Origin of the sequence: Flavobacterium nackdongense (assembly GCF_004355225.1) — a bacterium.
GTDB classification, from domain to species: Bacteria; Bacteroidota; Bacteroidia; order Flavobacteriales; family Flavobacteriaceae; genus Flavobacterium; species Flavobacterium nackdongense.
Map to the genome: position 1 here is coordinate 3,335,873 of NZ_CP037933.1, position 26,543 is coordinate 3,362,415.

At 34.5% G+C, this 26,543-nt stretch carries 26 protein-coding genes; 13 read left to right on the plus strand and 13 right to left on the minus strand.

What is annotated here, in order from left to right; translation table 11 throughout:
* The first annotated feature begins 1,149 nt into the window (after positions 1-1,149).
* From E1750_RS14260 to E1750_RS14295, 8 genes are all read left to right on the plus strand, one after another.
* A complete protein-coding gene (locus E1750_RS14260; RefSeq protein WP_227873901.1) occupies positions 1,150-1,893 on the plus strand; it encodes a LuxR C-terminal-related transcriptional regulator in 744 nt (247 codons plus the stop codon).
* 87 nt (positions 1,894-1,980) lie between these two features.
* Positions 1,981-3,423, plus strand: coding sequence for a hypothetical protein (locus E1750_RS14265; RefSeq protein ID WP_133277428.1), 1,443 nt, complete (start codon positions 1,981-1,983; stop codon positions 3,421-3,423).
* A 22-nt stretch (positions 3,424-3,445) separates the two neighbouring features.
* Positions 3,446-4,381, plus strand: a complete 936-nt coding sequence (locus tag E1750_RS14270; protein WP_133277429.1) for a hypothetical protein — start codon at positions 3,446-3,448, stop codon at positions 4,379-4,381.
* A gap of 135 nt (positions 4,382-4,516) precedes the next feature.
* Complete coding sequence (locus E1750_RS14275; RefSeq protein WP_133277430.1) at positions 4,517-6,133, plus strand: hypothetical protein; 1,617 nt, start codon at positions 4,517-4,519, stop codon at positions 6,131-6,133.
* Positions 6,134-6,143: 10 nt separating this feature from the next.
* Positions 6,144-7,406 carry a tetratricopeptide repeat protein gene (locus E1750_RS14280; RefSeq protein ID WP_133277431.1) on the plus strand — a complete coding sequence of 421 codons (1,263 nt, stop codon included), beginning with the start codon at positions 6,144-6,146 and terminating at the stop codon, positions 7,404-7,406.
* A gap of 120 nt (positions 7,407-7,526) precedes the next feature.
* Positions 7,527-8,204: an SDR family NAD(P)-dependent oxidoreductase gene (locus E1750_RS14285; protein WP_133277432.1), complete on the plus strand. Its 678-nt coding sequence runs from the start codon at positions 7,527-7,529 to the stop codon at positions 8,202-8,204.
* Between the two features lie 43 nt (positions 8,205-8,247).
* On the plus strand, positions 8,248-8,850 hold the full coding sequence (locus E1750_RS14290; protein WP_133277433.1) for a SprT-like domain-containing protein: 603 nt from the start codon (positions 8,248-8,250) through the stop codon (positions 8,848-8,850).
* Positions 8,851-8,982: 132 nt separating this feature from the next.
* Positions 8,983-10,044: a mannose-1-phosphate guanylyltransferase gene (locus tag E1750_RS14295; RefSeq protein WP_133277434.1), complete on the plus strand. Its 1,062-nt coding sequence runs from the start codon at positions 8,983-8,985 to the stop codon at positions 10,042-10,044.
* A 91-nt stretch (positions 10,045-10,135) separates the two neighbouring features.
* Here the strand turns inward: E1750_RS14295 and E1750_RS14300 are convergent, their stop codons facing one another.
* Positions 10,136-10,897, minus strand: coding sequence for an ABC transporter ATP-binding protein (locus E1750_RS14300; protein WP_133277435.1), 762 nt, complete (start codon positions 10,895-10,897; stop codon positions 10,136-10,138).
* Positions 10,897-11,643, minus strand: coding sequence for an MlaE family ABC transporter permease (locus E1750_RS14305; RefSeq protein WP_133277436.1), 747 nt, complete (start codon positions 11,641-11,643; stop codon positions 10,897-10,899). Before E1750_RS14305 ends, E1750_RS14300 begins: the two co-directional genes overlap by 1 nt.
* Positions 11,644-11,762: 119 nt before the next feature.
* Here E1750_RS14305 and E1750_RS14310 point away from each other — a divergent pair, with 119 nt between their 5' ends.
* Both E1750_RS14310 and E1750_RS14315 read left to right on the plus strand, forming a co-directional pair.
* Positions 11,763-11,936, plus strand: a complete 174-nt coding sequence (locus tag E1750_RS14310; protein ID WP_227873902.1) for a DUF4160 domain-containing protein — start codon at positions 11,763-11,765, stop codon at positions 11,934-11,936.
* Positions 11,937-12,003: 67 nt separating this feature from the next.
* Positions 12,004-12,240 (plus strand): DUF2442 domain-containing protein, encoded by a 237-nt coding sequence (locus E1750_RS14315; protein WP_133277437.1) that lies wholly within the window; start codon positions 12,004-12,006, stop codon positions 12,238-12,240.
* On the opposite strand, the gene E1750_RS14320 is transcribed toward E1750_RS14315, so the two are convergent.
* The 5 genes from E1750_RS14320 to gcvP all read right to left on the minus strand — a co-directional run bounded on the left by E1750_RS14320 (position 12,241) and on the right by gcvP (position 18,259).
* A complete protein-coding gene (locus E1750_RS14320; RefSeq protein ID WP_133277438.1) occupies positions 12,241-13,089 on the minus strand; it encodes a glycosyltransferase in 849 nt (282 codons plus the stop codon). It abuts the gene before it with no gap.
* A gap of 93 nt (positions 13,090-13,182) precedes the next feature.
* Positions 13,183-13,713, minus strand: a complete 531-nt coding sequence (locus E1750_RS14325; RefSeq protein WP_133277439.1) for a methyltransferase — start codon at positions 13,711-13,713, stop codon at positions 13,183-13,185.
* An 80-nt stretch (positions 13,714-13,793) separates the two neighbouring features.
* The gene (locus E1750_RS14330) at positions 13,794-14,852 is read right to left on the minus strand and encodes a 3-oxoacyl-ACP synthase III family protein (RefSeq protein WP_133277440.1); all 1,059 of its coding nucleotides are present in this window, start codon (positions 14,850-14,852) and stop codon (positions 13,794-13,796) included.
* A gap of 144 nt (positions 14,853-14,996) precedes the next feature.
* Positions 14,997-15,359: a group III truncated hemoglobin gene (locus E1750_RS14335; RefSeq protein WP_133277441.1), complete on the minus strand. Its 363-nt coding sequence runs from the start codon at positions 15,357-15,359 to the stop codon at positions 14,997-14,999.
* A 50-nt stretch (positions 15,360-15,409) separates the two neighbouring features.
* Positions 15,410-18,259: an aminomethyl-transferring glycine dehydrogenase gene (gene gcvP, locus E1750_RS14340; RefSeq protein ID WP_133277442.1), complete on the minus strand. Its 2,850-nt coding sequence runs from the start codon at positions 18,257-18,259 to the stop codon at positions 15,410-15,412.
* Between the two features lie 137 nt (positions 18,260-18,396).
* Between gcvP and E1750_RS14345 the strand changes: the two genes are divergently transcribed.
* Positions 18,397-19,215, plus strand: coding sequence for a UbiA prenyltransferase family protein (locus E1750_RS14345; protein WP_133277443.1), 819 nt, complete (start codon positions 18,397-18,399; stop codon positions 19,213-19,215).
* A gap of 157 nt (positions 19,216-19,372) precedes the next feature.
* Entirely contained in the window at positions 19,373-20,488 is a 1,116-nt protein-coding gene (locus tag E1750_RS14350; protein ID WP_133277444.1) for an ATP-binding protein, read from the plus strand.
* A gap of 38 nt (positions 20,489-20,526) precedes the next feature.
* On the opposite strand, the gene E1750_RS14355 is transcribed toward E1750_RS14350, so the two are convergent.
* From E1750_RS14355 to E1750_RS14380, 6 genes are all read right to left on the minus strand, one after another.
* The gene (locus E1750_RS14355; protein ID WP_133277445.1) at positions 20,527-22,554 is read right to left on the minus strand and encodes a M3 family metallopeptidase; all 2,028 of its coding nucleotides are present in this window, start codon (positions 22,552-22,554) and stop codon (positions 20,527-20,529) included.
* Positions 22,555-22,789: 235 nt separating this feature from the next.
* Complete coding sequence (gene purE / locus E1750_RS14360; RefSeq protein WP_133277446.1) at positions 22,790-23,272, minus strand: 5-(carboxyamino)imidazole ribonucleotide mutase; 483 nt, start codon at positions 23,270-23,272, stop codon at positions 22,790-22,792.
* Positions 23,273-23,353: 81 nt separating this feature from the next.
* Entirely contained in the window at positions 23,354-24,535 is a 1,182-nt protein-coding gene (locus tag E1750_RS14365; RefSeq protein WP_133277447.1) for a 5-(carboxyamino)imidazole ribonucleotide synthase, read from the minus strand.
* A gap of 104 nt (positions 24,536-24,639) precedes the next feature.
* Positions 24,640-25,059 carry a type II toxin-antitoxin system VapC family toxin gene (locus E1750_RS14370; RefSeq protein ID WP_133277448.1) on the minus strand — a complete coding sequence of 140 codons (420 nt, stop codon included), beginning with the start codon at positions 25,057-25,059 and terminating at the stop codon, positions 24,640-24,642.
* Positions 25,056-25,313 carry a DUF6364 family protein gene (locus E1750_RS14375; RefSeq protein WP_133277449.1) on the minus strand — a complete coding sequence of 86 codons (258 nt, stop codon included), beginning with the start codon at positions 25,311-25,313 and terminating at the stop codon, positions 25,056-25,058. The genes E1750_RS14370 and E1750_RS14375 overlap by 4 nt, the downstream gene beginning before the upstream one ends.
* A 34-nt stretch (positions 25,314-25,347) precedes the next feature.
* Positions 25,348-25,905: a hypothetical protein gene (locus tag E1750_RS14380; RefSeq protein ID WP_227873903.1), complete on the minus strand. Its 558-nt coding sequence runs from the start codon at positions 25,903-25,905 to the stop codon at positions 25,348-25,350.
* 88 nt (positions 25,906-25,993) lie between these two features.
* On the opposite strand from E1750_RS14380, the gene hpt reads away from it, so the two are divergent.
* A complete protein-coding gene (hpt, locus tag E1750_RS14385; RefSeq protein ID WP_133277450.1) occupies positions 25,994-26,524 on the plus strand; it encodes a hypoxanthine phosphoribosyltransferase in 531 nt (176 codons plus the stop codon).
* The last annotated feature ends 19 nt before the right edge of the window (positions 26,525-26,543 follow it).

Genomic DNA, 26,543 nt, shown 5'->3' on the forward strand with positions numbered 1-26,543 from the left:
TTAATTAATTATTACTACATAATTTTTCTAATGAAGAATAATAGTCCAGCAAGTAATGATATATCGTTATTAATAGTATTACAAAGTCATTTTAAAGAAGGATTCAATTTAGCAAGGGTAAACACATTTATTTATACATAACGGCTTTGTGCCAAATAACGGCAATTAATTATGATCGACTTGCCTCTGGATCTGACGTAAAATCAGATGAAAACAGTTCTCAGAGGAGGGTCCAGAGATTTTATAAAGAATTTTGATCTTCAGATGAAGACAGTTTTGGTCCTGAAATTCAACTTATTGCCATTCAAGGAGGATTTGGTACTGGTTTTAAACCGAACAAATTGGAAATTTGGCATAAGGACATCAGTATATTACTATTGGGTGTAAGTTATAAAAATGTAGAGTTTCTGTTGATGTTCAAATGTTAGACAAACTTGGTACAGCAGATACAGAGTAACGAATTGATTTGATTAAGGAATATATTGATTGGTTTGGAATATAAAATATTGATTGCTTATTAGTCGCGAGGGGATTCATAGGTAGCGAATGGTTGGAGTTTTTGAACAATGAAAATATTCGATATTAAATCCGAATCAGAAATAATTTTAAAATTAGTTCCTACCAGAATCAAGCAGGAGTAAAAACCTCTTGGTTGTTTAATAAATTGAAAGTTGGTGAATTTTAGCACCATTCGAGAAAAGTAGAGCTACATAAATAGCGATATTATTTCTCTGAAAGTAAAACAATTGACAGAGATGGAAAAGTGGAATTTTTTATTATAGTTTCATTCAACAAACCAGAGTAATCAATGGTGTATTACAAGCGACCTTGGTAAATCGAAAGTGTTTTTAGAGTTTCAAAAAGCAGTGGATTTTATATAGAAGAGCCACGCATTTAACTGCTTTAGAACGATTAGAAAAATGTTCTCAATAAAGATGATTGCATTTGCATGGTGCTACAAAATTGGCTACTATTTAGCATAGAATATCAATAAAATACATCAAAACAACATGGCAGTAGAGCACTAAGTGTGTTAAAGTTTGGATTAGATTGCCTGTCAATTTTTTTTGCGAATTGATGTTTTTTTTACGTTGTTTTCGCATTTTTTATGTTAATTTGCTAAACAAACAGCAACTTATGCTTCCATAAATGCAAAATTTATATAATGTTTTGAATCCCAATAGAATAGCAAAGGATAGCATTTCTTATCAAATTTCTTCTGATGAACTTACTAATTCGATTATTAGCACGGGTTACTTTTATTTTTATATTATGGATTTTTTTGATATGACCCTTTCTCATATTAGTCCATCAATAGCCGAAATTCATGGATTTGATTCTAAAACGATTTCTTTTAATGATATACTAGGGGCTATTCATCCCGATGATGTTGATTTTGTTGCAAAAGCAGAAGCGATTGCAACTGATTTTTTTTATAACAAAGTGGAGTATGAAAAAATGTTAAGGGATAAGACAAGCTACAGTTTTCGATTTCGAGTGCAAAATGGAGAATATACCTTATTCAAAAATCAGTCACTTATGCTTTCATTGGATGATAACGGAGGATTGGGGAAATCGCTCAATATCCACACACGCATTGATCACTTGGGTAATTTGAACACTTACAAAATATCGTTTATAGATCTAAACGGTGTGCCTTCCTTTATGAATCTGAGCCGTGATGAACAAAATAAGGAAAACCACGAATTTTCTAAAAGAGAAATTGACATCATAAAGCTCCTCAGCAACGGATTGAGTAATGTCGAAATAGCCGAAAAACTTTTCATTAGAGCCTTGACTGTAAAAAAACACCGAAGCAATATACTTGCAAAATCCGATACCAAAAACACCGCGCAACTCATTAAAAACTGCATTCTGCAGGGACTTATTTAAGCTTTTTCATTAAAAAATACTCCAAAAGAAGTATTTTTTAGAGATTTGTTTGTTCTAATTTCGTTAAAATTTTTAAAATATAAGATTATGAAAAAAATTACTTTACTCCTATTTTTAATGCTAGCACAAATAAGTATGTTAGGTCAAGTGAGTTTTTCAGGTACATTGTCATATCGAACTGCTCCTGAAAATAGTTGGGAAGGCATTGATGTCGATATCAAATTAGGAATACAAGGATCTACATCAGCAGGAGGAGTTTCATTCTTATCTGTAGCCTATGATAAAAAAGTCAATAGTATTAAAATTAGGCAAAGAGAAATACCTGCTTCACAAATTCCTGCAAATGTTCTAGGTAAATTAAAAAATAGTATGAGGCTTAGCGGAGTGTCTTTTGATTTATATGTTAATAGAAATTTTGTTAAAAGAATGACTGATAATACTACTATTGGCTGGGCAGAACTACAGGGTTTAGCCAATGGCGAAGGATATAAACAAGCTGTAAGAGACGAAGGGTATAAACTATTCAACAACGGAGCTTTATCCATTAAAAATGTTGAAATTGATGTCAGTTATATGATGGATAGTGACTATCAGACTACAATTGAAAAAGAGATTACTGGCGGAGGAATGTCAGCTGGAAAATCTCAGGGTAGAACTTCAAATGACAAAGTAACTGAACTTGGCTTAACAATACCTTCAGGATCTTCTTCAACAAATGAATCTTCAAGCACTGAAACTACCTCTGGTATTCCTAGTTTAGAATCACAATATGCTAAACTAGGAATTCCTGCGAACACACCTACTTATTCTAAATCAGAACTTACAACGCAGTTGGTTACACAAGGAGTTGGTTTAGTTGCTGGAATATTGACTGAACTAGGAGAAGAAAGAAGAAGAAAAGAAGCCTATGAAGCACAAAAAAGAGAAGAACAGAATCAAATTGCAGCTCAAATTCGTCAACAAAAAGAGCAAAAAATTAAACTGCAAACCAATTATATTACAAGTATTAAAGATGTAAAACTACCACTTTCATCTAGCAATATTGAAGAGGACATTATCTATTATTTTGCATTTAGTGCAGACAGATCAGCTTTGGAAACAACAACGCCCAAAATAAGCTTATGTGATGTATTTCCGGTTGCTAAATACAATGACGGCACTTGGCCTTACACAGCAAATATAAAGAAAGAGCTTTCAACAGTTTTAAAATCTGCCGATGTAGTTTTAAATGGGTATTACAAAAGCAAAAGTGAAGCCGATGCGGATTATTTAATCTTCAAACAAGCTTTGGAAAAATTGGAATTCACAATTACTTCATTTACTTATAAAGGGAAAGCCAAAGAATCTATATCTACCGATGATAATTGGAATGATGACACCAGTAAAAAAACAAAAAAATCTACAAATGAAACGGATGACTTTTGGGAAAATTCAAGTCATGGAGTAAAAAAAATTAATAAAAAATCAGTAACAAAACAAGTTAAGGCAACACCTGTAAAAGTAAAAACTGATGATTTTTGGAATAATTAATAACAATTAAATTCTACAAAAAATGAAAAAAATATTACTGACATTCGTACTAATAGTAACATCACAATTCACATTGGGGCAAAATGCAATCGCTAAATTAAAGTTTAGTGAAGCAGAAGAAGCTTACGCGGTAGGGGACTACGAGCTTACAATTAGTAAGTTAAATGAAGCTGAAAGGATATTAAAATCTACAAATCCTAAAATATTATACTTGAAAATTGTTGCACAATTTGATATGATTGAAAAAAAGACTGTAAAGAGCTTTAGTGTTATAGTGAATACTAGAAGTTTAACAAAAAAATATTTAAATCAATATCAAAATTTATCAAACATCGAGGATAAGTATAGAGAAGTTTATAAAATTGATAAAGCTTTAAAAAATTATCCACAAACAAGCCAAGATTTTGAAATTTGGAAAGAACAACAACGTAAAGCAGAACAGATCGAAACAGATAATAAAAATTTAATTAAATCAATGATTGAAGAAATTCAAACGAAATATGAAAAATATAAATGGAAAACAAATTTAACAGAAGAAGAATTTCTTTCTAATAATACAGAAATAAAAAACTACAAATGGGATAGGATTGAAAATAAAAATATGATGGTTGTACTTAGGCATACTGGAACACCACTATCGGTTAGTGGCTATTATCCTAATGGTCCAGCCAACTATGTAATTAATGAATCTGGTATTGTTACAAGTATTACTTACAACCTCAAAACGGCGAAGAATAAGACTGATGAAATGAAAAAAGATTTTGAAGAAATGAAAAGTGAAGCTGTGAAATATGGTAAATACTATACTTTTAAAGATACATATTTTACCATTTCTGTGCCCAAATCGGCAGTTAATCCAAATGAAATTGCATACTATATCCATATTCAATTAACCCAAGTTGACAAATGGAGTTTTATGCAAATATCGTTCAATGTAAATATGAATAAAGCGAATTAAATGTAGTAATAATCGATAGATCTAATAATTAATTGACTCTTTTTTAAAAGGAAAATTAGAACATTTAATTATTATAAATAAGCCCAAAAGAACTTACTGAATTTTGAAAAAATACTTAACAAAAAATTAAATATTATGAAAAACACAAAAATACTACTAATGCTCTTTTTTCTTGTAGGAAAGAGTTTCGCACAAGATAATATAAATCGTAAAGTTGACCCAAAACTTACAAATACTTATGTTGTGGAGTATGATTTTCAAACTGGAACTTTTCTGAAAAACAACTTAAAGATAAAAGTGAGCAATCCAGTTGTTTTTAAAATCACAAACATAAACAGATTAGCATATAGTGTCAATATAAAAGCTTCGGATTCAATTATTGGTTATTCGGACTTAAGTGGTTTAGAAGACTTATTAAAAAAACAAGATATTGAAAACACAAAAAAAGAAATTGCAATAATTGCGAAAAATACGGCTTCTCCCGCAGCTGTAGTTCCTGTAAACAAAGAAGATTTTATTGAGAAAAGTAAATCTTCGGATATTGTTAAAGGAATGAACAATTTTCAAAAAGACCTCTCAAATGAGATAAATGAAAAATTATCAGAAATAGCCAAAGACCCAAATAGTAGTTCAAATACTAAAATGAATGAAATTAAAATACCTAAAAAACTAGAAGAAGAATTTCCCTTTCATTTTGAAGCACAAAAAAATCTTACAGAAATTTATCTGGAAATTTTACAAAAACATCAAAAAATGATTTCATTATGCAACGATTATTTAAAAATCAGAGCAATGATTAATGACCCCCTATTAACCAAGCAAATGGTTGATGATAAACAAATACTTTTAGACTCTATTTTTACTGATTTTAATAAAAATAAAAATATTTTTAGTGATTTTGATATGTTGTACAGACGATTTCAAAATTTATATACTTCAATAAAAAGTAATCCTGAAATTGCAAGAAATACTAATTTTGGTGGGAGCATAAAACTTTTCAGTATAATTGACAATCAAAACATTGAGGTGAATTCATTAAAACAACAAATAGATTTGTTAAAGTATGAAAAAGTAAGACAAGATATAATCCAAATACATAGATTTTTGATTCTTAATCAAGATAAAACACAATTATTCGAATATGTTTCTGAACCTATTCAGCCAACACAGGATATTGTTATATTTAAAGTAGATATCAAAAAAAATGACAAAGACCAATCTTTATTTTTTAATGAACGTAAATTTTCTCATAAAGAATTTACCAAATATGGTTTGCGTTTAGATTTGAGTTTAGGATGTGCTGGAAGTTATCATAACAAAGATAATTTTTATGATATGCAGGTTAATTCAAAAAATGAAAATGTAATCGTAGAAAAAAACACTGTAGGATTTACCCCGTCATTCGTGGGTTTATTTACTACTAGCTTGCGGTCAGCATCAAATTGGACTTACGGGCTTAGTGTTGGCTTAGGAATTAGTGCTGATGAAGGAACCATAGCTTTTGATAATTTTTTTGTTGGTCCGAGTATAATAATTGGAAAATATGAAAGAGTGGCGGTAACTACAGGAGTCTCGTTTAAAAGCTTACCAACACTTAATAGTAGTTATAAGGTAGGTGACATAGTACCTAATGCTTTTACATTAGAGAATGTAAGTACAAAATCATATCAAGCAGGATTTTTTCTTTCACTAACATACAATATTACAAAAGGTGTAAAAGAAAATATAAAACAAGCAAGTAAATTACTTTAAAATTAAAAATATGAAAACAATACAAAACATTCTCATAATAGTGATTTTGCTATTATCAAGTTTAGCATTTTCTCAAAACGATTTAAAAGCTCGTATCGAGTTTGAAGAAGCTGAAAAACAATTTAATGAAAACAATTTCTCGGAAGCTTTACGGTATCTAGAAAATACTGAAAGTTTAATTGGAAAATGGACTCCGAAAGTTAGTTTTATGAAAATCGAATCTCTAAATAAGATAGCTGATTTTGATAATCTAGAAAGTGATAATTCTAAAAAATTAATGAAAGAAGTAAAGCTATATATGGATTTTTGCAATAAGCATAAAGAAAGTATTGTAATGGAAAAATTCAAAGTGGTATATACTATTGATGAAAATATTAAACAAATTAAAAAACAAAAATTAGAAACACAAATGCTCGAATATACAGAAGGATATAATGCGTTTAAAGAAAAAAATTATACTGAAGCAATAAAACTATGGAATCAAGCAGCAGCAAAAGGTAATAGCAAAGCAATGTATCAGATTGGAGCTGCATATTATTATGGAGATGGTGTTCCAAAAGACTATGTCAAATCAACCGAGTGGTATCAAAAATCCGCAGTTAAGGGGAATAGTAGTGCGATGTATGAGGTTGGTAGTGCATATTATAACGGGATTGGCGTTACAAAAGATTTAACCAAAGCAATGGATTGGTATTTGAAATCTGCAAATAATGGAAATAAAGAAGCTATTAAAGAAATTGCAGATGCGTATTATTTAGGTAATAATGGATTTACTAAAGATTATATTCAAGCAATGGAATGGTACTTAAAATTGGTAGATAAGGATGATGGATATGCTATGTGTAAAATTGGTCGATTATATGATAAAGGAAATGGAATTATAAAAGATTCTACCAAAGCGATGGAATGGTACCTCAAATCAGCAGCCAAAGGAAATACTTTTGGGATGTATTGTGTTGGGATAAATTATTGTTATGGAGACGGTGGTGTCATAAAAGATTACAACAAAGCTATGGAGTGGTTTTTAAAAGGAGGCGAAAAAGGAGATCCGTTTTGTTTAAGTAAAATAGGTTCAATGTATCAAAAAGGAGAGGGTGTTACAAAAGATTATTCACAAGCTTTAGAATGGTATTTAAAAGCAACTGAAAAAAACGATATTGATTCTATTAAAGAAATGGCAATAATTTATGAAGAAGGTGGTTATGGAGTAAAACGTGATAAGAAGAAAGCCAAAGGCCTTATGGCTGAATATGAAGCTAAAACGGAAAAATAATTAGTTAAAAATTTCAATTAAAATTGAACACTAACTTTACTAAAAAAGACTATCGGACTATAGTCTTTTTTATTGGTATAAATACAAACTCTTTTTAAAGATTTTGCTTATTTTCGCCTTATGAAAAACATCATCATCACAGGAACATCGCGAGGAATTGGCTACGAACTGGCTTTGCAGTTTGCCAATGCTGGTCATAATGTATTAGCCATTTCCCGAAAAACACCTCAAGCACTGATCGAAAATCCAAAAATCACTTGCCTTTCCGTTGATTTATCAGATGAAAACGAAATGCAAAAGGTTGAAAGTTTTCTTTCTAATTCGTGGAAAAGTGTAGATATCATAATCCATAATGCTGGCGCTTTATTGCTAAAACCTTTTTCTGAAACTTCTCAAGAAGATTTCGAGAATATTTATAAAGTCAATGTTTTTGGGGTAGCCAATTTGACTCGTGTCTGTATTCCTTATTTGCAAAAAGGGTCTCACGTGGTGACCATAAGTTCGATGGGGGGAATTCAAGGAAGCCTTAAATTTGCTGGATTGGCAGCCTACAGTTCGAGTAAAGGAGCGGTAATTACTTTATCCGAATTATTGGCAGAAGAGTATAAAGAAAAAGGAATTTCGTTCAATGTTTTGGCCCTTGGAGCCGTTCAAACCGAAATGTTGCAAGAAGCATTTCCGGGTTACGAAGCACCAATTTCAGCAAAAGGAATGTCCGATTATATTTTTGATTTTGCCCTTACAGGAAATAAATATTACAACGGAAAAGTGCTTCAAGTTTCATCGACGAATCCCTAAATTTAAATTCCAATAATCAAATTCCAAATCCTAAAGCGTACAATTGTCCGAAACCTTATCTAAATATCTCCCTGAACACGCTGTAAAACCAGTTTTTGAACTGATTGTTGCCAATCAAGTGCATCTCAAAATTGTGAACGAACGCGTAACTCGACACGGCGATTACAGAAAAGGTTTGAGTGGCAAACACGAAATTACGGTCAATGCCAACCTGAACAAATTCCGATTCTTGATAACGCTGGTTCATGAAATTTCGCATTTGGTGGCTTTCGAAAAGTTTGGAAGAGCGATAAAACCTCACGGAAACGAGTGGAAATATTCTTTTCAACGATTGATGATTCCGTTTATTCGTCCCGAAATATTTCCACATTCGGTATTGCCATTAGTTGCTAATCATTTTAGAAACCCGACCGCTAGTAGTGATTCGGATGCAAGACTTGCTTTTGCTTTAAAGCAATTTGACGAGCGAAAACAAGACATTCATTATATTCACGAAGTGCCTAATGGCAGTTTTTTTCGCATTAAAAACGGAAGAATTTTCAAAAAACAAGGACTTCGTGTCAAACGATATGAATGCCTTGAAGTGAAAACGGGTCGATTATTTTTGTTCAATGCCAATGCTGAAGTAGAAATAATTCCGGGTTAATGTTAGTTGAACGTTAAAAAATGTCGTTTTAACGAAAGATAGAAGTCATTTGTAATTTTGATGCTTTGTTTTAGATTATAATAAATACATTTGCAACTATACAAGTAGTTTATTATAAAATAAAAACATAAAATGAACAAAAATTATTACGCAATATTGATGGCCGGTGGAGTGGGTTCGCGCTTTTGGCCTGTGAGTACTACCGAATTTCCAAAGCAATTTCACGATATGTTGGGTGCAGGAGATACCTTAATCCAAAAAACATTTAGCCGATTATCAAAATTAATTCCTGTGGAAAATATTTTGATTCTAACCAATGAGCGCTACAATGACATTGTTTTAGAGCAATTGCCAATGGTAAAACAAGAGCAAGTTTTGCTCGAACCGGCGATGCGAAATACAGCTCCTTGCATATTATATGCTTCGTTAAAAATTCAGAAACAAAATCCAGATGCCGTTATGGTAGTGGCGCCGAGCGACCATTGGATTGAAGACGAAACCACTTTTGCAGAAAATTTGCAGCAATGTTTTGATTTTTGTACCGAGGAAAATGCCTTGATGACGCTTGGGATTCAACCGACTTATCCAAATACAGGTTTTGGTTATATCGAATTCGACAAAACGGATTCAAATCCTGTTAAAAAAGTGTCGCAATTTCGTGAAAAACCAGATTATGCAACGGCTAAATCGTTTTTAGAAGCCGGTAATTTCTTGTGGAACGGTGGTATTTTTATTTGGAGTGCCAAGTCGATCACCGAGGCTTTCGAAAAGTTTCAACCGCAAATGAATGACTTGTTTCTAAAAGGGGTAGAAAGCTACAACACCGCTGCCGAAAAATCATTTATTGAGGAAAATTACGCTCTCGCAGAAAATGTTTCGATTGATTATGCGGTAATGGAAAATGCCAAAAACGTCTATGTGCTTCCAGCTACTTTCGACTGGAATGACCTGGGAACCTGGGGACAACTTCACGAAAAACTAGATAAAGATGATAATGAAAATGGCGTTATTAATGCGAAAGTGGTGTTAGAAAATGCCTCCGGCAACATCATCAGGTCGGATGCCAACAAGCTCATCGTTGTCGATGGTTTGCACGATTATATTATTGTGGACAAAGAAGGCGTTTTGCTCATTTATCCGAAAAGTAAAGAACAAGATATAAAAAGAATAACCGCTTTAGCCAATAAACTCTAATGTGCTATTGATATCTAGTTTATTCTTATAATCCATAAACAAATGTTTCAAAAAAGGTTTTGCCTGAATGTATTCCTTAGGCAGAACCTTTTTACTTTTGTAAGTAGGCTTCTCTTACTTTTTTGAACAAATTGGAAGAATAAACAAAATCGACCACAGCTTCATTGTCCGTTCTGAAAATTTCTTCTTTGGTGCCTTCCCATTCTTTCAAACCATTTTTGAGGAAGATAATTTTTTCGCCAATCTCCATCACCGAGTTCATATCGTGGGTGTTGATTACGGTGGTAATATTGTATTCTTCGGTGATTTCTTTGATAAGATTATCGATCAAAGTTGCTGTGTTGGGATCTAAACCCGAATTAGGCTCGTCACAAAAAAGATATTTCGGATTATTCACAATGGCGCGCGCAATGGCAACACGCTTTTGCATTCCGCCCGAAATTTCAGAAGGTAATTTATGATGCGCATTGACTAGTGCGACCCTATTTAAAACAAAATCTACTCGATCTTGAATTTTACTTTTATTGTCATTGGTAAACATTCGCAATGGGAAAGCCACATTTTCGGCCACTGTCATAGAATCAAATAGGGCACTTCCTTGAAAAAGCATACCAATTTCGGTACGTAATTCACGTTTTTCATCAGAATCAAGGTCAGAATAAATTCTGCCATCAAAAGAAATAGTACCCACTTCAGGCGAGTGAATTCCGAGTAATGATTTTAATAAAACGGTTTTCCCGGAACCACTTTGGCCAATGATCAAATTTGTTTTTCCAGCTTCGAAAACCGTTGAAACTCCTTTCAGAATTTTGGTATCACCAAATGATTTTTCGATATTTTGTATTGCTATCATTAGGCTAAAAGTAATTGTGTTAGAATATAATTGACCAAAATTATCATTACCGATGTCCAGACAAACGCCACAGTACTCGCTTTACCCACTTCGAGTGCGCCACCTTTCATATAATAGCCGTGAAAGGCAGGAATTGAGGCTAGCAATATGCCAAATATAAATGTTTTGATAAAAGCATAGGTTACGTGGAAGGGCTCGAAATTAATTTGTAGTCCATCAATAAAATCAGTGCTATCGCCAAATCCGCCGTAAACTGCTGCCACATAACCTCCAAAAACCCCTAAAAACATGCTGATTCCTATGACAAATGGATACAACAAAATGGCAATGAGTTTCGGGAAGACAAGGTAATTTAAGGAGTTTACACCCATCACTTCTAAGGCGTCAATTTGTTCTGTAACTCGCATAGAACCTATACTCGATGTAATGAACGAACCCATTTTACCTGCCATAATAACTGAAATAAAGGTCGGTGCAAATTCTAGAATTACGGATTCTCTAGTAGCATAACCGATGAGGTTTTTGGGAATCAGGGGGTTATTCAAATTCAATGCCGTTTGAATCGCGACTACACCTCCAACAAAGAAAGAAATGAATGCGACGATGCCAAGGGAGCCAATGATTAAATCGTCTATTTCTTTGAAGATAAGTCCTTTCATAACCGACCATTTCGTCTGTTTGCTGAAAATTTCTTTCCACATTAAGAAGTATTTTCCAATTTGTGATAAATAGCGAAGAAGCATCATAGTTTTTAAATATTGTCAAAAATAGTTATAAGTTACGAGTTATGAGTTATCTGTTGTCTGCTTTTTTAAAATTTCCAATTACTTTTATTTTTATATATTTGTGCGATAAACTAAAAAAGATGCCAGAGATTTTTCGTTTTTTTGGAATAAGATTTTTCTATTTTAGCAATGACCATTTACCAATACACGTACATATAAAAAATGCGGATGGTACAGCAAAATTCAATATTGATCCGGTTGAATTGATTGAAAATAAGGGTGTTAAAAAGAAAGACTTGTTATTGGCTGTATAATTGAAGAGAACAAAGAATTAATAATAACCCATTGGAATGATTTTTATAACTCATAAAAAGAAAATAAATGGAAGCGAAAAAAATATGGTTTGACGATGAATTTATTTTTGTTGAAACTACTGAAAATAAAATAGGCAAAATGCCACTAAATTGGTTTCCGCGATTAAAAAATGCTACTATAGACCAGCTAGAACGTTTTGAATTATGGTCTGACAATAGTTGGATACATTGGGAATTTCTTGGAGAAGATTTATCGGTAGAAGGTTTTTTTAAATTTAGAAAAGAATTACAATCCTCGAATTAATTAAAACAGTTTCGCCTTCATTTTTTTCAAACGGTAGTTTCTAATAAATTTGGCTTGTTCGGCGTTGACTAACATTGGTTTTTTGGCCCATTTCGCTTTCCAAAAACCTTGAATGTAGTCCAAAAATAGCACTGGTTTTTTCTTCATCATCGCCAATTTTGCAGATGCAATTGAGGTGATCCAAAATCCATAGCCAAGGCTGTAAAAAGCTTCGCCTTGTTTGTAACGTGCCGTTTTGTTGTAATTGGCACCCGTTGGTTTCAGGTGTTTCACGTGCAAACTTTCGTCCGTAACCACTTTCCAGTTGTAGTATTTACAAAGTAATTCGTCGACAGTGTCCCAACCCATAGCTGGTTTTAATCCCCCAATTTGTTCAAAACATTCCTTTCGATACGCTTTGAGAGCACCTCGAATATGGTCTTTGTCGGTTAGGTTTTCTAGAATCCACTCGCCATTTTTTTCGATGTAACAAAAGCCTCCTGCCATACCAATTTTTGAATCCGATTGGAAATGTTTGATGACTGTTTCGAAATAATTCGATGGAAAAATTAAATCGGCGTCTAATTTTACGATGATGTCATAATTGTCATCTAATGTTTCAAATCCTTTTTGGAACGCTTGAATAACCTTACTTCCCGGTAGATGAATGTTTTCAGATGTTTTGTTGACTAAAGAAATAAACGGATTTTCTTTGGCGAATTCCAAAACTACTTCGGCGGTTTTATCTGTAGAATTATCGTTGACTACTACAATTTTTGATGGCAAAACTGTTTGCGAAATCAAAGATTGCAAGGTCAACGGGATGAGTGCTTCTTCGTTATAAGATGGAATGACGATATAGTATTTCATTTTAAAATTCCAATTTTTAAAATTGCTACGCCAGTTCGCTGACGCTCGTGTCCAAATTCCAACTGATACTAATGAAATTTTGGAATTTGGGATTTATTTTTTGGGATTTTTAATTGCGTAAACAATATAGTATCTCGGCGTGAAATAGCGCAATAGGGGACGAAAACCAATTTTTTTCACAGGATGCGTAAATTTCTCTCTGTCGATGATTTTCCAGCCTGTTTTTTCCAAAAGCCAATCCAATTGCCAATCTTCGAATTCGTGATAATGTCTGTCCCACATATCGGTTTTGCTGCGATAGGCTGGGGAAAACCACAAACGCAATGGAATTGAAATGAGTAATTTATCGCATTTTACGTTTTCTAAGACAGTGTAAGGATTCAATAAATGTTCAAAGATCTCGAAAGCAGTAAAAACAGTATAATTTTCGTTTTGTAATGCAGTTTGATTGTTATCAATGTCTTCGCCTGTAGTGTTTTTTACAGAGTATCCGTTGTCGACCATTATTTTTGAAAAAGGATTTGGAACCCCTAAATCGAAGATGGTTTCAGTAGTGGAAATGTGTTTTTGTAAAAATTCTAAAGTGTGTTTGAATCTTTTATTAGGAAATGTTTTTTCGTACATAAATTTTTGTTTGTTGTTGGTGGTTTGTGGTTTATAGTTCGATTTAAACAACAAACTATAAACGGCAAACCGCTAACTTTTTAATATCGATAAACAAAGGCATTGACATTCATTCCTGCGCCAACCGATGCAAAAATAACAATATCACCTTTGTTGATTTCGTGATTTTCTAATTTGCCTTGTAATATAAGATCATAAAGAGTTGGAACCGTCGCAACACTACTATTTCCTAAATCGTGAATACTCATTGGCATAATGTCCTTTGGAGGTGTTTTGCCATATAATTTGTAAAAACGATGAATAATAGCTTCGTCCATTTTTTCGTTGGCTTGATGGATAAGGATTTTTTTCACTTCATCAATCGAAACACCGCTTTTGTCAAGACAACTTTTCATAGCGGCTGGGACATTGCTCAAAGCGAATTCATATATTTTACGTCCAAACATTTTGATGTATTTAATATCAGGATCTAAATCGGGATTGTACGATTTTCCGAAAAATAAATAGCCTGCTTCGTCAATTGCAAAGGTGGCGCTTTCGTAGGACAACATTCCTGCTTCGTCTTCGGAGGCTTCTATAATTGTCGCTCCGGCACCGTCTGAGTAGATCATAGAATCTCTGTCGTGATCATCGACCACCCTCGAAAGGGTTTCAGCACCAATGACCAAACAACGTTTTGCCATACCCGAAAGAATAAAAGCATTGGCTTGAAGAACTCCTTCTACCCAGCCCGGACATCCAAAAAGAATGTCGTAAGCCACGCATTTTGGATTCTTTATTTGCAATTTGTGTTTGACTCGGGTGGCCAAACTTGGAATGATATCCGATTGTATAGTTCCTGCTTTTACATCGCCGAAATTATGCGCAAAAATGATATAATCTATTGTTTCGGGATCGATACCAGCATTTGCAATAGCTTTTTCAGAAGCTAAAACCGCTAAGTCTGATGAGCATTGGTCTGGATTGGCATAGCGCCGTTGTTCGATACCTGTAATACCTTTAAATTTTCCGATCACCACTTCATTAGGATATCCAAAAGGACTGCCGTCTTCATTCAAAAATGTGTGTTGGCCAAAATCAGCATTGGCAACTTTAAGTTCGGGAATATAACTCCCAACACCTGATATTTTAATTTTCATTGGAAATAAATAAATAATAAGATGCTAAATTATAGATAAAAAATGAGAAATTCAGATAAAATATACTATGCGTGCATATAATTATGAAATAATGCGAGTTTCTAACAAATATCGTACTATTTAGCATTAAAAAGCGTGAAAAAATCACATTTTTATTTTCATTACGGTCGCGATGGACAAGGCTCTCGTTTTCATGTTTTCGGCAGTTTGACCTGCAAAATTTTCATCTATGCTAGCATTGAAATAGTTCAGCCAAATGGTAAAATGTTCTTCAGAAAGTTTGGATTGTTGGTTGAGGTCGGTATGTAGTTTTAATACATTTTTGCGATAGCTGCCCTTGTCAAAAAGCATTTGTTCCCAAAAATCGACCAGTTCCCATAAATGCGGTTCCAAATCTATTTTGGCTACGTTGGTAAAAAGATAATTTATTCTATTGTCGGCAAGTAATTTCTTGTAGAATTCAGTCATCAATACGTGTAAATCTTCTCGGGATTGGATGTCGTTCATAATTTTATATAAAAAAATGTCCCGATTTCTCGAGACATTTACTTGTTATTTTAGTTTTCCATATAGGCTTCAATTGGTGCGCAACTGCAAACCAAGTTTCGGTCTCCATAAGCATCATCGGCTCTACGAACGGTAGGCCAGAATTTATTTTCAGCAATATATTCCAGTGGGAAAGCCGCTTGCTCTCTGGTGTAGGGGAAATTCCATACATCAGCAGTTAACATCGCTAAAGTATGTGGTGAATTTTTTAAAACATTGTTTTTGTCTTCCAAAGTTGAAGCTTCAATTTCTTTTCTAATAGCAATCATAGCATCGCAAAAACGGTCTAATTCTTCTAGATTTTCGCTTTCTGTTGGTTCGATCATCAAAGTTCCAGCTACCGGAAATGATACCGTTGGTGCGTGAAAACCATAATCCATCAAACGTTTTGCAATATCGGTCACTTCGATTCCTTTTTGTTTGAAAGGGCGACATTCCAAAATCATTTCGTGAGCTGCACGGCCCATTTCTCCTGAATACAAGGTTTCGTAATGGCCGTTTAATTTTTCTTTGATATAATTGGCGTTCAATATGGCGTACTCAGTAGATTCTTTTAAACCATCTGCGCCAAGCATTGAAATATAACCGTAGGAAATCAAACAAACCAAAGCAGAACCCCAAGGAGCTGCAGAAATTGCAGTGATCGCATTTTCGCCACCTGTTGGAATAACTGGATTCGTTGGTAAGAATGGTACTAAATGTTCCGCTACACAAATAGGCCCAACACCAGGTCCACCGCCACCGTGAGGAATGGCAAAGGTTTTATGTAAATTCAAATGACAAACATCAGCTCCAATAGTTGCTGGATTGGTCAATCCCACTTGTGCATTCATATTGGCACCATCCATATACACCTGTCCGCCGTTGTCGTGAATAATTTGTGTAATTTCACAGATGGCACTTTCAAAAACACCGTGGGTAGAAGGGTAAGTAATCATCAAACAAGACAAATCGGCTGCGTGTTCGATGGCTTTTTCACGTAAATCATCCACATCGATATTTCCATTTTCTAATGTTTTGGTAACCACAACTTTCATACCTGCCATAGCGGCCGAAGCGGGATTGGTTCCGTGAGCCGATGAAGGGATAAGAGCCACATTTCTATGGTGATCGCCACGTGATTGGTGATAAGCACGAATGACCATAAGTCCCGCGTATTCGCCCTGCGCTCCAGAATTAGGTTGCAAAGTTGTTCCCGCAAAACCGGTAATTACGTTCAATTGTTCTTCTAATTTCGACAACATTTCCTGATATCCTTGTGCTTGATCTAAAGGGGCAAAAGGGTGAATGTTATTCCAATTGGCATTACTTAAAGGCAACATTTCGGCTGCAGCATTCAATTTCATCGTGCAAGAACCCAAAGAAATCATCGAATGATTTAAGGACAAATCCTTACGTTCCAATTTTTTGATATAACGCATCAAATCCGTTTCTGAATGATGTTTGTTGAAAACATCGTGCTGCAAAAAGGTAGACGTTCTCGCTAATTCCTCTGGAAAATGATGGACTTCTGATAAAATTTCAATAGTGGACGCTTGCTTTCCGTTTGCCGAAGCAAAAATTGATAGAATAGTATTGATGTCGGCAATACTTGTGGTCTCATTCAAAGAGATAGCAATTGTGTGTTCGTCGATGTAATAAAAATTGACTTGATTTTGCTCTGCAATTGCTTTTACTTTTTTAGCATCGGCTTTTACGGAGATAGTGTCGAAAAAAGCGGTATTGATTTGATCGTAGCCTATTTTTTCTAATTCATTTGATAAAGTGGCTGCCAGTGAATGAACTTTATTGGCAATATATTTCAACCCTTTTGGACCGTGAAATACAGCGTACATTCCTGCCATAACTGACAATAAAACTTGGGCAGTACATATATTAGAAGTTGCTTTGTCACGTTTGATGTGTTGTTCTCTGGTTTGCAAAGCCATTCGAAGTGCACGATTTCCATCAGTATCTATAGTAACACCAATAATTCTGCCGGGCATACTTCTTTTGAATTCTTCTTTTGTAGCAAAATAGGCCGCGTGAGGCCCACCATAACCCAAAGGAATTCCAAATCGCTGCGTAGTTCCAACAACAACTGCTGCACCCATTTCGCCTGGTGGAGTTAGTGTTGCTAAGCTTAAAATATCAGCCGCTACAGCTACTTTTATTTCGCTCTCATTGGCTTTAGCAATAAAAGCGGTGTAATCGTAAACTTGTCCAAATTTTCCGGGATATTGAAGAATAGCTCCGAAAAACTCAGCAGAAAAATCAAAAGTTTCGTGATTTCCAACAACCAATTCAACGCCAATTGGTGCAGAACGAGTTTCTAAAACGGACAAGGTTTGAGGGAATAGTTCTTCTGAGACAAAGAATTTATTGACGTTATTTTTCTTTTGGTCACGCGAACGAACGTCAAAAAGTAATGCCATGGCTTCGGCAGCTGCAGTTCCTTCGTCCAGTAAAGAGGCGTTGGCAATTTCCATTCCGGTCAATTCGATTACCATCGTTTGGAAATTCAAAATAGCTTCTAAACGACCTTGAGCAATTTCTGCTTGGTAGGGTGTGTAAGCGGTGTACCAACCTGGATTTTCGAAAATATTTCTTTGAATTACCGCAGGAACAATCGCTTGATGGTATCCTAAACCGATGTAGGATTGAAATACTTTGTTTTTGCTTCCCAATTCAGCAATATGATTGGCATATTCGTATTCCGTCATTGCGGGGTTCAAAACAAGAGGAGCTTTTAGGCGAATATCATCTGGAAGTGTTTCATAAACAAGTCGTTCGATTGAGTCAACTCCAATGGTTTTAAGCATCTGTTGCAAGTCGGTTTCTCTAGGGCCAATGTGTCTTAAAGCAAAAGCATCTGTTTTCATGTAATAATAAATAGTGTTGTTTTTTTGAGCCGCAAATTTATGGATAATTATCAAAAAAACAGGTTGTCAAGCCATTGATTTTTAGGAATTTTTCAACTAAATTCAGGTCTTGTTAACAGTTTTATTATTTTTGTGGAATGAAGATTTTCAGAAAAATATTCGATTTTTATTTAGATGGTAGTATTCACGTGGCATTATCTTGTTTTTGTTTAGTTAGAATAAGCCAGTACCAGTTCAACATTTCTAAAGATTTTGTTATGGCGTATTTTGCTTTTTTTGGCACGATTGTCGGCTATAATTTTGTGAAATTTGTTGCCTTGTTTAGCGATAAACAGACTAAAATCCAATTGAAGTTAAAAGGAATTCTGGCATTGAGTATTTTATCTTTTTTAGGGGTTGGATTTTGTTTTTTTCAATTGCAAAAAAGTACTCAAATAATTGCTATTGTTTTTTTGATTTTCACTCTGTTGTACACACTTCCTTTTTTTCCAAATAGAAAAAATGCTCGCAACTGGGCGGGTGTGAAAATTTATATTGTTTCGTTGTGTTGGGTTGGAGTTACGCTAGTATTACCTGCTTTGAATGCCAAAATCCCCGTTGCAATTGATTTCTTCGTGCAGTGTACGCAGCGATTTATCCTGATTTTTGTGTTAATCCTGATTTTTGAAATCATCGATTTGGCCAAAGACGACCCTTATTTGCAAACTGTTCCCCAGCAAATAGGGTTGAAGCGAACAAAAATTCTGGGCTGTGGTTTATTGCTGATTTTTTGTGCTTTGGAAATTTTCATTCAAAGCAGCAATTTTCTCTCTATGTCATTGATCATTGCAATTGTGATTGCAATTGTGATTTTGCTTTTTTTGGCTTTCGCCAATGAAACGCGCTCTAAATATTATACTTCTTTTTGGGTAGAAAGTATTCCTATTTTGTGGTGTATTTTGCTTTTACTTCTTTAAAAAATAGGACTATTGGAGAATATATTCACTGTAAAATAGCTAATATTGGTGAATATGTTCACCAAATAACATATTAAATTGGTGAATATGTTCACCAAATACTATATTAAATCGGTGAATATAAAATAATTTTTTATATTTGTGAAAATTTTACAAGATGATTTCTAGAGATTTAACATCCAATTTAAAGAATAAATTACACAAAGGAAAAGTAATTGTTCTTATCGGACCGCGTCAAGTTGGCAAAACGACTTTGATAAATGCGCTATTAGCAAATACTTCTTTTTTATTTCTTGATGGCGACGACAATACCGTGTCCGAAACTTTATCCAATGCAAACACTGAGACCTTGAAAAGTATTATAGGAAATTATAAATATGTCTTTATTGACGAAGTGCAACGGATTCCAAATATTGGATTAAAGTTGAAAATTATTGTAGATCAAATAAAGGATGTTCAAGTCATCGTAAGCGGTTCCTCTGCATTAGATATTATTAATCTTACCCAGGAGCCTTTGACTGGTCGCAAATTTGAATACCAATTGTTTCCTATTTCTTGGAATGAATTCGAAAATAATGTGGGCTACATCAAAGCACAGCAGCAACTTGAATTGCGTATGTTGTACGGTATGTATCCCGATGTTATCAATAATTTTGGCAATGAATACGAAATTCTTAAAAATTTGGTTTCTAGTTATTTGTATAAAGATATCTTGGCTTTGACAGGCATTCGAAAATCGGATATTTTAGAAAAAATTCTTCAGGCATTGGCGATGCAAATTGGGAATGAAGTGAGTTACAACGAAATTGCGCAATTGGTGGGTGTCGATAAAAACACGGTTAACAATTACATTGATCTACTCGAAAAAAGTTTTGTGATTTTCAAGTTGAATAGTTTTAGTAAAAACCTTCGCAACGAGATTAAAGCCAACAAGAAAATTTACTTCTATGACAATGGCGTGCGAAATATGATTATTGGAAATTTTAATTCTTTGGAATTTCGTCAAGACAAAGGCGCTTTGTGGGAAAATTTTATAATTTCCGAGCGAATGAAAGCCTTGTCTTATACTCAAAGTTTAGCCAAGCCTTATTTTTGGCGCACTACGCAACAGCAAGAAATAGACTATATTGAAATTGAGGCGGATTCTGTTAACGCTTATGAATTCAAATGGTCTTCGACAAAAAAAGTAAAATTACCCAAGTCATTTCAAGAAGCTTATCAACCCAGTTTTTTAGTGGTGAACAAGGAGAATTTCAGGGAATTTTTGAAATAAAAAAACCGAAGCATTAGACTTCGGTTTTTAGGATATTTTTAAATCAATCCAGCCCTTTTCAAAAGCGCTTCAGGCTTCGGTTCTTGCCCTCTAAATCGTTTGTACAATTCCATCGGTAACTCGGTTCCGCCTTTAGAAAGGACATTTTCTTTGAATTTTGTTGCCACTTCTTTATTGAAAATGCCTTTTTCTTGAAAGTAAGCAAACGCATCGGCATCGAGAACTTCGGCCCATTTGTAACTGTAATATCCCGAAGAATAACCTCCTTGGAAAATATGTGAAAAGGAAACCGACATGCAATTTTCAGCTACGTCAGGATACAAAGTAGTGCCTTCAAAAGCAGTTTTTTCAAACGCTTTTACATCCGTAATTTCGGTTGGATTGTTGCTGTGAAACGCCATATCCAATATGCCAAAACTCAATTGACGCAAAGTCGCCATTCCTTCCTGAAAGCTCGCACTTTCTTTGATTTTTTCGACATATTCTTGCGGAATAATTTCGCCTGTTTCATAATGTTTGGCAAACAAAGCCAAAGCTTCGGGCTCGTAACACCAGTTTTCCATCACTTGACTTGGCAATTCAACAAAATCCCAATAAACGGATGTTCCAGACAAACTTGGATAAGTAGTATTGGCCAACATTCCGTGCAATCCGTGACCGAATTCGTGGAATAAGGTCGTTACTTCATTGAAAGTTAATAATGAAGGTTTGGTTTCTGTAGGTTTTGTAAAGTTGCATACGTTCGAAATATGAGGTCTTTCGTTTACACCATCTTTGATAGATTGCGATTTGAAAGAAGTCATCCACGCACCATTTCGTTTGCCTTTTCTAGGGAAGAAATCGGCGTAGAAAATAGCAACTAGTTCGCCGAATTCATCTTTCACTTCGTAAGTCGTTACTTCTTCGTGGTATTTATCAATATCGAAAATTTCGGTAAAAGTCAATCCGAATAATTTATTTGCAATGGTAAATGCGCCTTCTAGAACTTTCTCCAATTGAAAATAAGGTTTCAGTTTTTCATCATCTAAATTGAATAATTTTTGCTTTAATTTTTCGGAATAATAGGCGCCATCCCATTTCTCCAAATGATCGATTCCGTCTAGTTCTTTTGCGAAAGCGGTTAACTCTGCAAATTCTCTTTGTGCAGCAGGTTTGGCTTTGGCCAATAAATCATTCAAAAAGGATTTTACTTTATCTGGATTTTGTGCCATTCTTTCTTCCAAAACAAAATGAGAATGAGTTGCATAACCCAATACATTGGCTCTTTCGAAACGCAATTTGGCAATCTTCAACGTGATTTCCTGATTGTCGAATTCATTGTTCTGAAATGCTTTTTTACCAGCAGCAATTGCCATTTCTTTTCGCAATTCGCGATTGTCGGCATAGGTCAAAAACGGAATATAACTTGGGAAATCCAAAGTGAAAATCCAACCCTCTAATTCTTTTGATTTAGCCAATGAACGCGCAGCCTCAATGGTTCCTTCTGGAAGTCCTTTCAGGTCGCTTTCGTTGGTAATATGCAATTGGTAGTTGTTGGTTTCAGCCAAAACGTTTTCACCATAAGTTAGTTTTAGTTTGGCTAATTCCGTATCAATTTCACGTAGTTTTAATTTTTTATCTTCAGAAAGTAAGGCTCCGTTTCTGGAGAAACCTTTGAATTTTTTATCTAATAATGTGGCTTGTTCTGGAGATAAGTTAAGAGTGTCTTTTTGGTCATAAACCGTTTTTATTCTTTTGAATAAATCTTCGTTTAAAGTAATATCGTTGCTGAATTCAGTCAATAAAGGCGAAACTTCTTGGGCAATTTTTTGCATTTCTTCGCAAGTTTCCGCCGAATTCAAATTAAAGAAAATAGACGATAATCGGTCCAATGCATTGCCAGAAAAATCCAAAGTTTCAATCGTATTTTCGAAAGTTGGAGCATCAGAATTGTTGATGATGGCATCAATTTCGGCTTTTGCAGCAGCGATGTTTTCGATAAATGCCGGTTGGTAATCTGAAAGTTTGATCTGCGAAAAGGGTGCAGTATTGTGTTTTGTATTGAAATGTTGGGTAAGTATTTTCATTTTTAGTTTGTTTACCTGCAAGGTTTTTTTCGAACCTTGTAGGTGTTTATGTGTACTTGCGATTTTGAAAAGAGACCTACAAGGTTCGAAAAAAACCTTGCAGGAAGAGACTGATTTTACAGATGACATAGCCCCGATAGCAGTGGAAATCCTTTTCTTTTTTTCTTTAAAAAAGAAAAGATTAGAACGAATAGCGGGAATAGCTCCTGAAAAAGAACAGGTTTTTTTGGATTTATTATTTTTTTAAACCTTCTGATGATTTATGTACAGCGTCTTTTAATCCTTCTTTGTAAAGAACTATTTTATCTAAAACACATTTATCAGAAGTTCCTATGATTTGTGCTGCCAAAATCCCAGCGTTTTTTGCTCCATTTAATGCAACAGTTGCTACAGGAACTCCACCTGGCATTTGCAAAATAGACAAAACAGAATCCCAACCATCAATAGAATTGCTTGATTTTACTGGAACACCAATTACTGGAAGTGGCGACATCGAAGCGACCATTCCGGGTAAATGTGCTGCTCCACCAGCTCCGGCAATAATTACCGAAATACCACGAGTGTGGGCGTTTTTGCTGAAATCGAACAATTTTTCGGGTGTTCGGTGTGCCGATACAATATCGACTTCGGTTGCTATGTCAAATCCTTTCAGGATGTCGATCGCTTCTTGCATTACGGGCATATCGGATATGCTGCCCATTATTACGGCTACTTTCATATTAGCCCCCTAACCCCCAAAGGGGGAATTCCTACTAGGGGTCAGTAGGTTTTTAGTTAAATATTTTTTATTTTCAATGAGTTAAACTCCCCCTTCGGGGGTTGGGGGGCTTATCACTCTAATCGTATTCTTCACATCCTCTGCAATTTTTCTAGCTTCAATCATATTTTCATTCACGATAGTTACGTGTCCCATTTTTCGAAATGGTCTTGTTTCTTTCTTTCCGTAAATATGTGGAGTAACTCCATTCCATCCTAATATTTTTTCTATATTTTCGTAAACTACATCTCCAGAGAAACCTTCGGCTCCAACTAAATTGACCATAATGCCGGCCACTTTGCTATCGGTGTTGCCTAAAGGTAAATCTAAAACGGCTCGCAAATGATTCTCAAATTGGGATGTATAACTCGCTTCGATCGTATGATGTCCGGAATTGTGTGGTCTAGGGGCTACTTCGTTTACCAAGATTTCATCGTCTTGGGTTTGGAACATTTCTACAGCCAAAAGTCCCACGTGGTTGAATTTTTCAGAAACATCAAGTGCAATTGCTCTGGCTTTTACGGCTACTTTTTCGTCAATTCTGGCAGGGCAAATCACATATTCGACTTGGTTGGCTTCGGGATGGAATTCCATTTCGACGACAGGATAGGTTCTAATTTCGCCCGACGGATTGCGGCAAACAATCACCGATAATTCATTTTTGAAAGGCACCATTTCTTCTGCAATGCATTCCACATTGGGCAATGTATCAATATCTTCAACTGTTCTAATGATTTTTACACCATTACCATCATACCCAAATTCGGTACATTTCCATACAAAAGGCAATTGGATTGCAGATTGTAGATTACAGATTGCAGATTGCAGATTTTCTAAATTGGAAAATTTTTCAAAAGGAGCTGTTGGAATGTTATTTTTGGCATAGAATTCTTTCTGAATTCCTTTGTTTTGTATGAGTCTCAAGGTTTTTGGCGAAGGAAATACTTTTAATCCTTCACTTTCTAATTTTTCTAAGGCTTCAAGATTGACCAATTCAATTTCGAAGGTTAAAACATCGACTTGCTTACCAAAATTATAAACAGTATCGAAATCGGTCAAACTGCCTTGAAAGAATTTATTACAAGCTATTTTGCAAGGGGCTTCGTCACTTGGGTCCAAAACATAAGTCTGAATATCAAATTTTCTGGTATCAAATAACAGCATTTTGCCCAATTGTCCGCCACCGAGGATTCCTAATTTAAAATGGGAAGAGAAATAGTTCATTTGTTTTAGTTATTGTTTTTTATTGGTCAAATACAGTCGCTTCGCTCGTGTCATTTGTTTTAGTTATTGTTTTTTATTGGTCAAATGCAGTCGCTTCGCTCGTGTTATTTAGTTATTGTGTTTAAAAATTCGTCTGGAGTGAAAACGTTGATTTCTGCATTTTTGTAATCTTTTAAATCTCTGGTTATGATGCAATCCATTGTATTTATGGATTGTGCTGAAATAATTTGAATAGCATCCTCAAAGTCTTTATGTGAGGATTTTAGGCTTTTTTTGATTATCGCAATATCAACAGGAATAACAGTCACATATTTTATAACATGTTCTAATGCTAATCTAGTTTTTTCTTCTGATATTGATTTTTTCAGAATATAGTGTAACGTTGTGATCGTGTTGGAAGAACAATGAAGTTGAATTTTATTTTTGATTGCTAGGTTGTATATTGTAAGTGATTTAAACACAAATGGTTCTCTATTAGCAAAAATATCTACTAAAATATTTATATCTATAAAAATATTTTTCATAAACCATATTTCTCTTTATAGTGTTCGTCTCTAGCTTTTTTAATGTCAAAATCTGGCGGTAATTCAATAATTCCCACAAGTTTTTTTAAACTTTGATCAATTTCGTTTTCATCAATATCCGCAGCGGATTTTGAGACCAAGCTTTTAAAATAATTTTCAACCATTTCAGATAAACTTCTGCCTGTTTTTTTTGCATACGATTTTGCGTCTTCAATAACCGTTTTTTCTAGAGACAAAGTGAGTTTAGTATTCATATACGTATAGTTTTTACAAAGGTACGGATATTTATTATTTCTGTTTGTTAATTTTCCTCAAAATTTCCCTGCCCACTGCTTGGAAGGCCGCAGAATGGGAGGTGTACTCTTTTTCTAAAATAATTTTTAGTTCGGGATGAATCCAATCGAAATGATGTCCTATTAAATATAAAGAACGAATAGCATAGCATTTTGAAGCGACTTTGGTATCGGTCAGCAGCCAATCAAAACATGTTTCGGTGATTTGTTGCAACTGATTTTCGGTTAGTAAAATTTCTTTTTTCTTGAAATGGGAGATGGTCAGCAACAAAACTATTTTTGCCGCAGGACGAATAGCACTATCCTGGGTTAAATTTTTGATCTTGGAACAAAACAAATCCAAATGCGGAACGAGCCATTCTAGTTTTTGGTAGCATAGCAGTTCTAAAATCCAAAATGCTTTTGGAACACTTTTGTTAGAAAATTGGAAACAGTATTGAGTCAATACAAGGAAAATTTCTTTATTTTCAAGCACTTCATTGGCCAACTGTTGCCTGTTTGCCCTATGTCCGGTTACTGAATTTAATTTTTTTTCGAATTCAACCTCCATCATTTTAAAATTTGATTTAAAAGTACAAATCAATTATCAATAGTCAATTGTGAAATCCCTATCTTTGCAAATTATTTTTAAATTGAAAAAAGTGATACAACTACACGATAAACAATTTGTTCCGTTTATTTCAGCTCAAGAAATAAACTTTGCTATTGCAAAAATAGCCGCTTTGGTTGAAGATGATTTTGCAGATGAAACGCCTATTTTTATTGGTGTTTTGAACGGCGCTTTTATGGTGGTTTCCGATTTTATGAAACATTACAAAGCTCCGTGTGAAGTAAGTTTTATCAAAATGGCTTCTTATGAAGGGACGACTTCGACCAATGAAGTGAAACAATTGATAGGCTTAGATCGAGATTTGACCGGAAAAACGGTGGTTGTAATCGAAGATATTGTGGATACAGGTAACACTTTGGTGGCTTTGAAAGAATTATTCAAAAAGCAAAATGTGAAGCACTTTAAGATTGCAACGCTTTTTTTCAAGCCTGAAGCCTTAGTAAACGACATCAAAATTGATTATGTTGGAATTAGAATCCCAAATAAATTTATCGTTGGATTCGGACTAGACTACGATGGATTAGGAAGAAATTTACCCGAAGTATACCAACTAAAAGAGTAATAGTAGAAAAAGAAAAAAA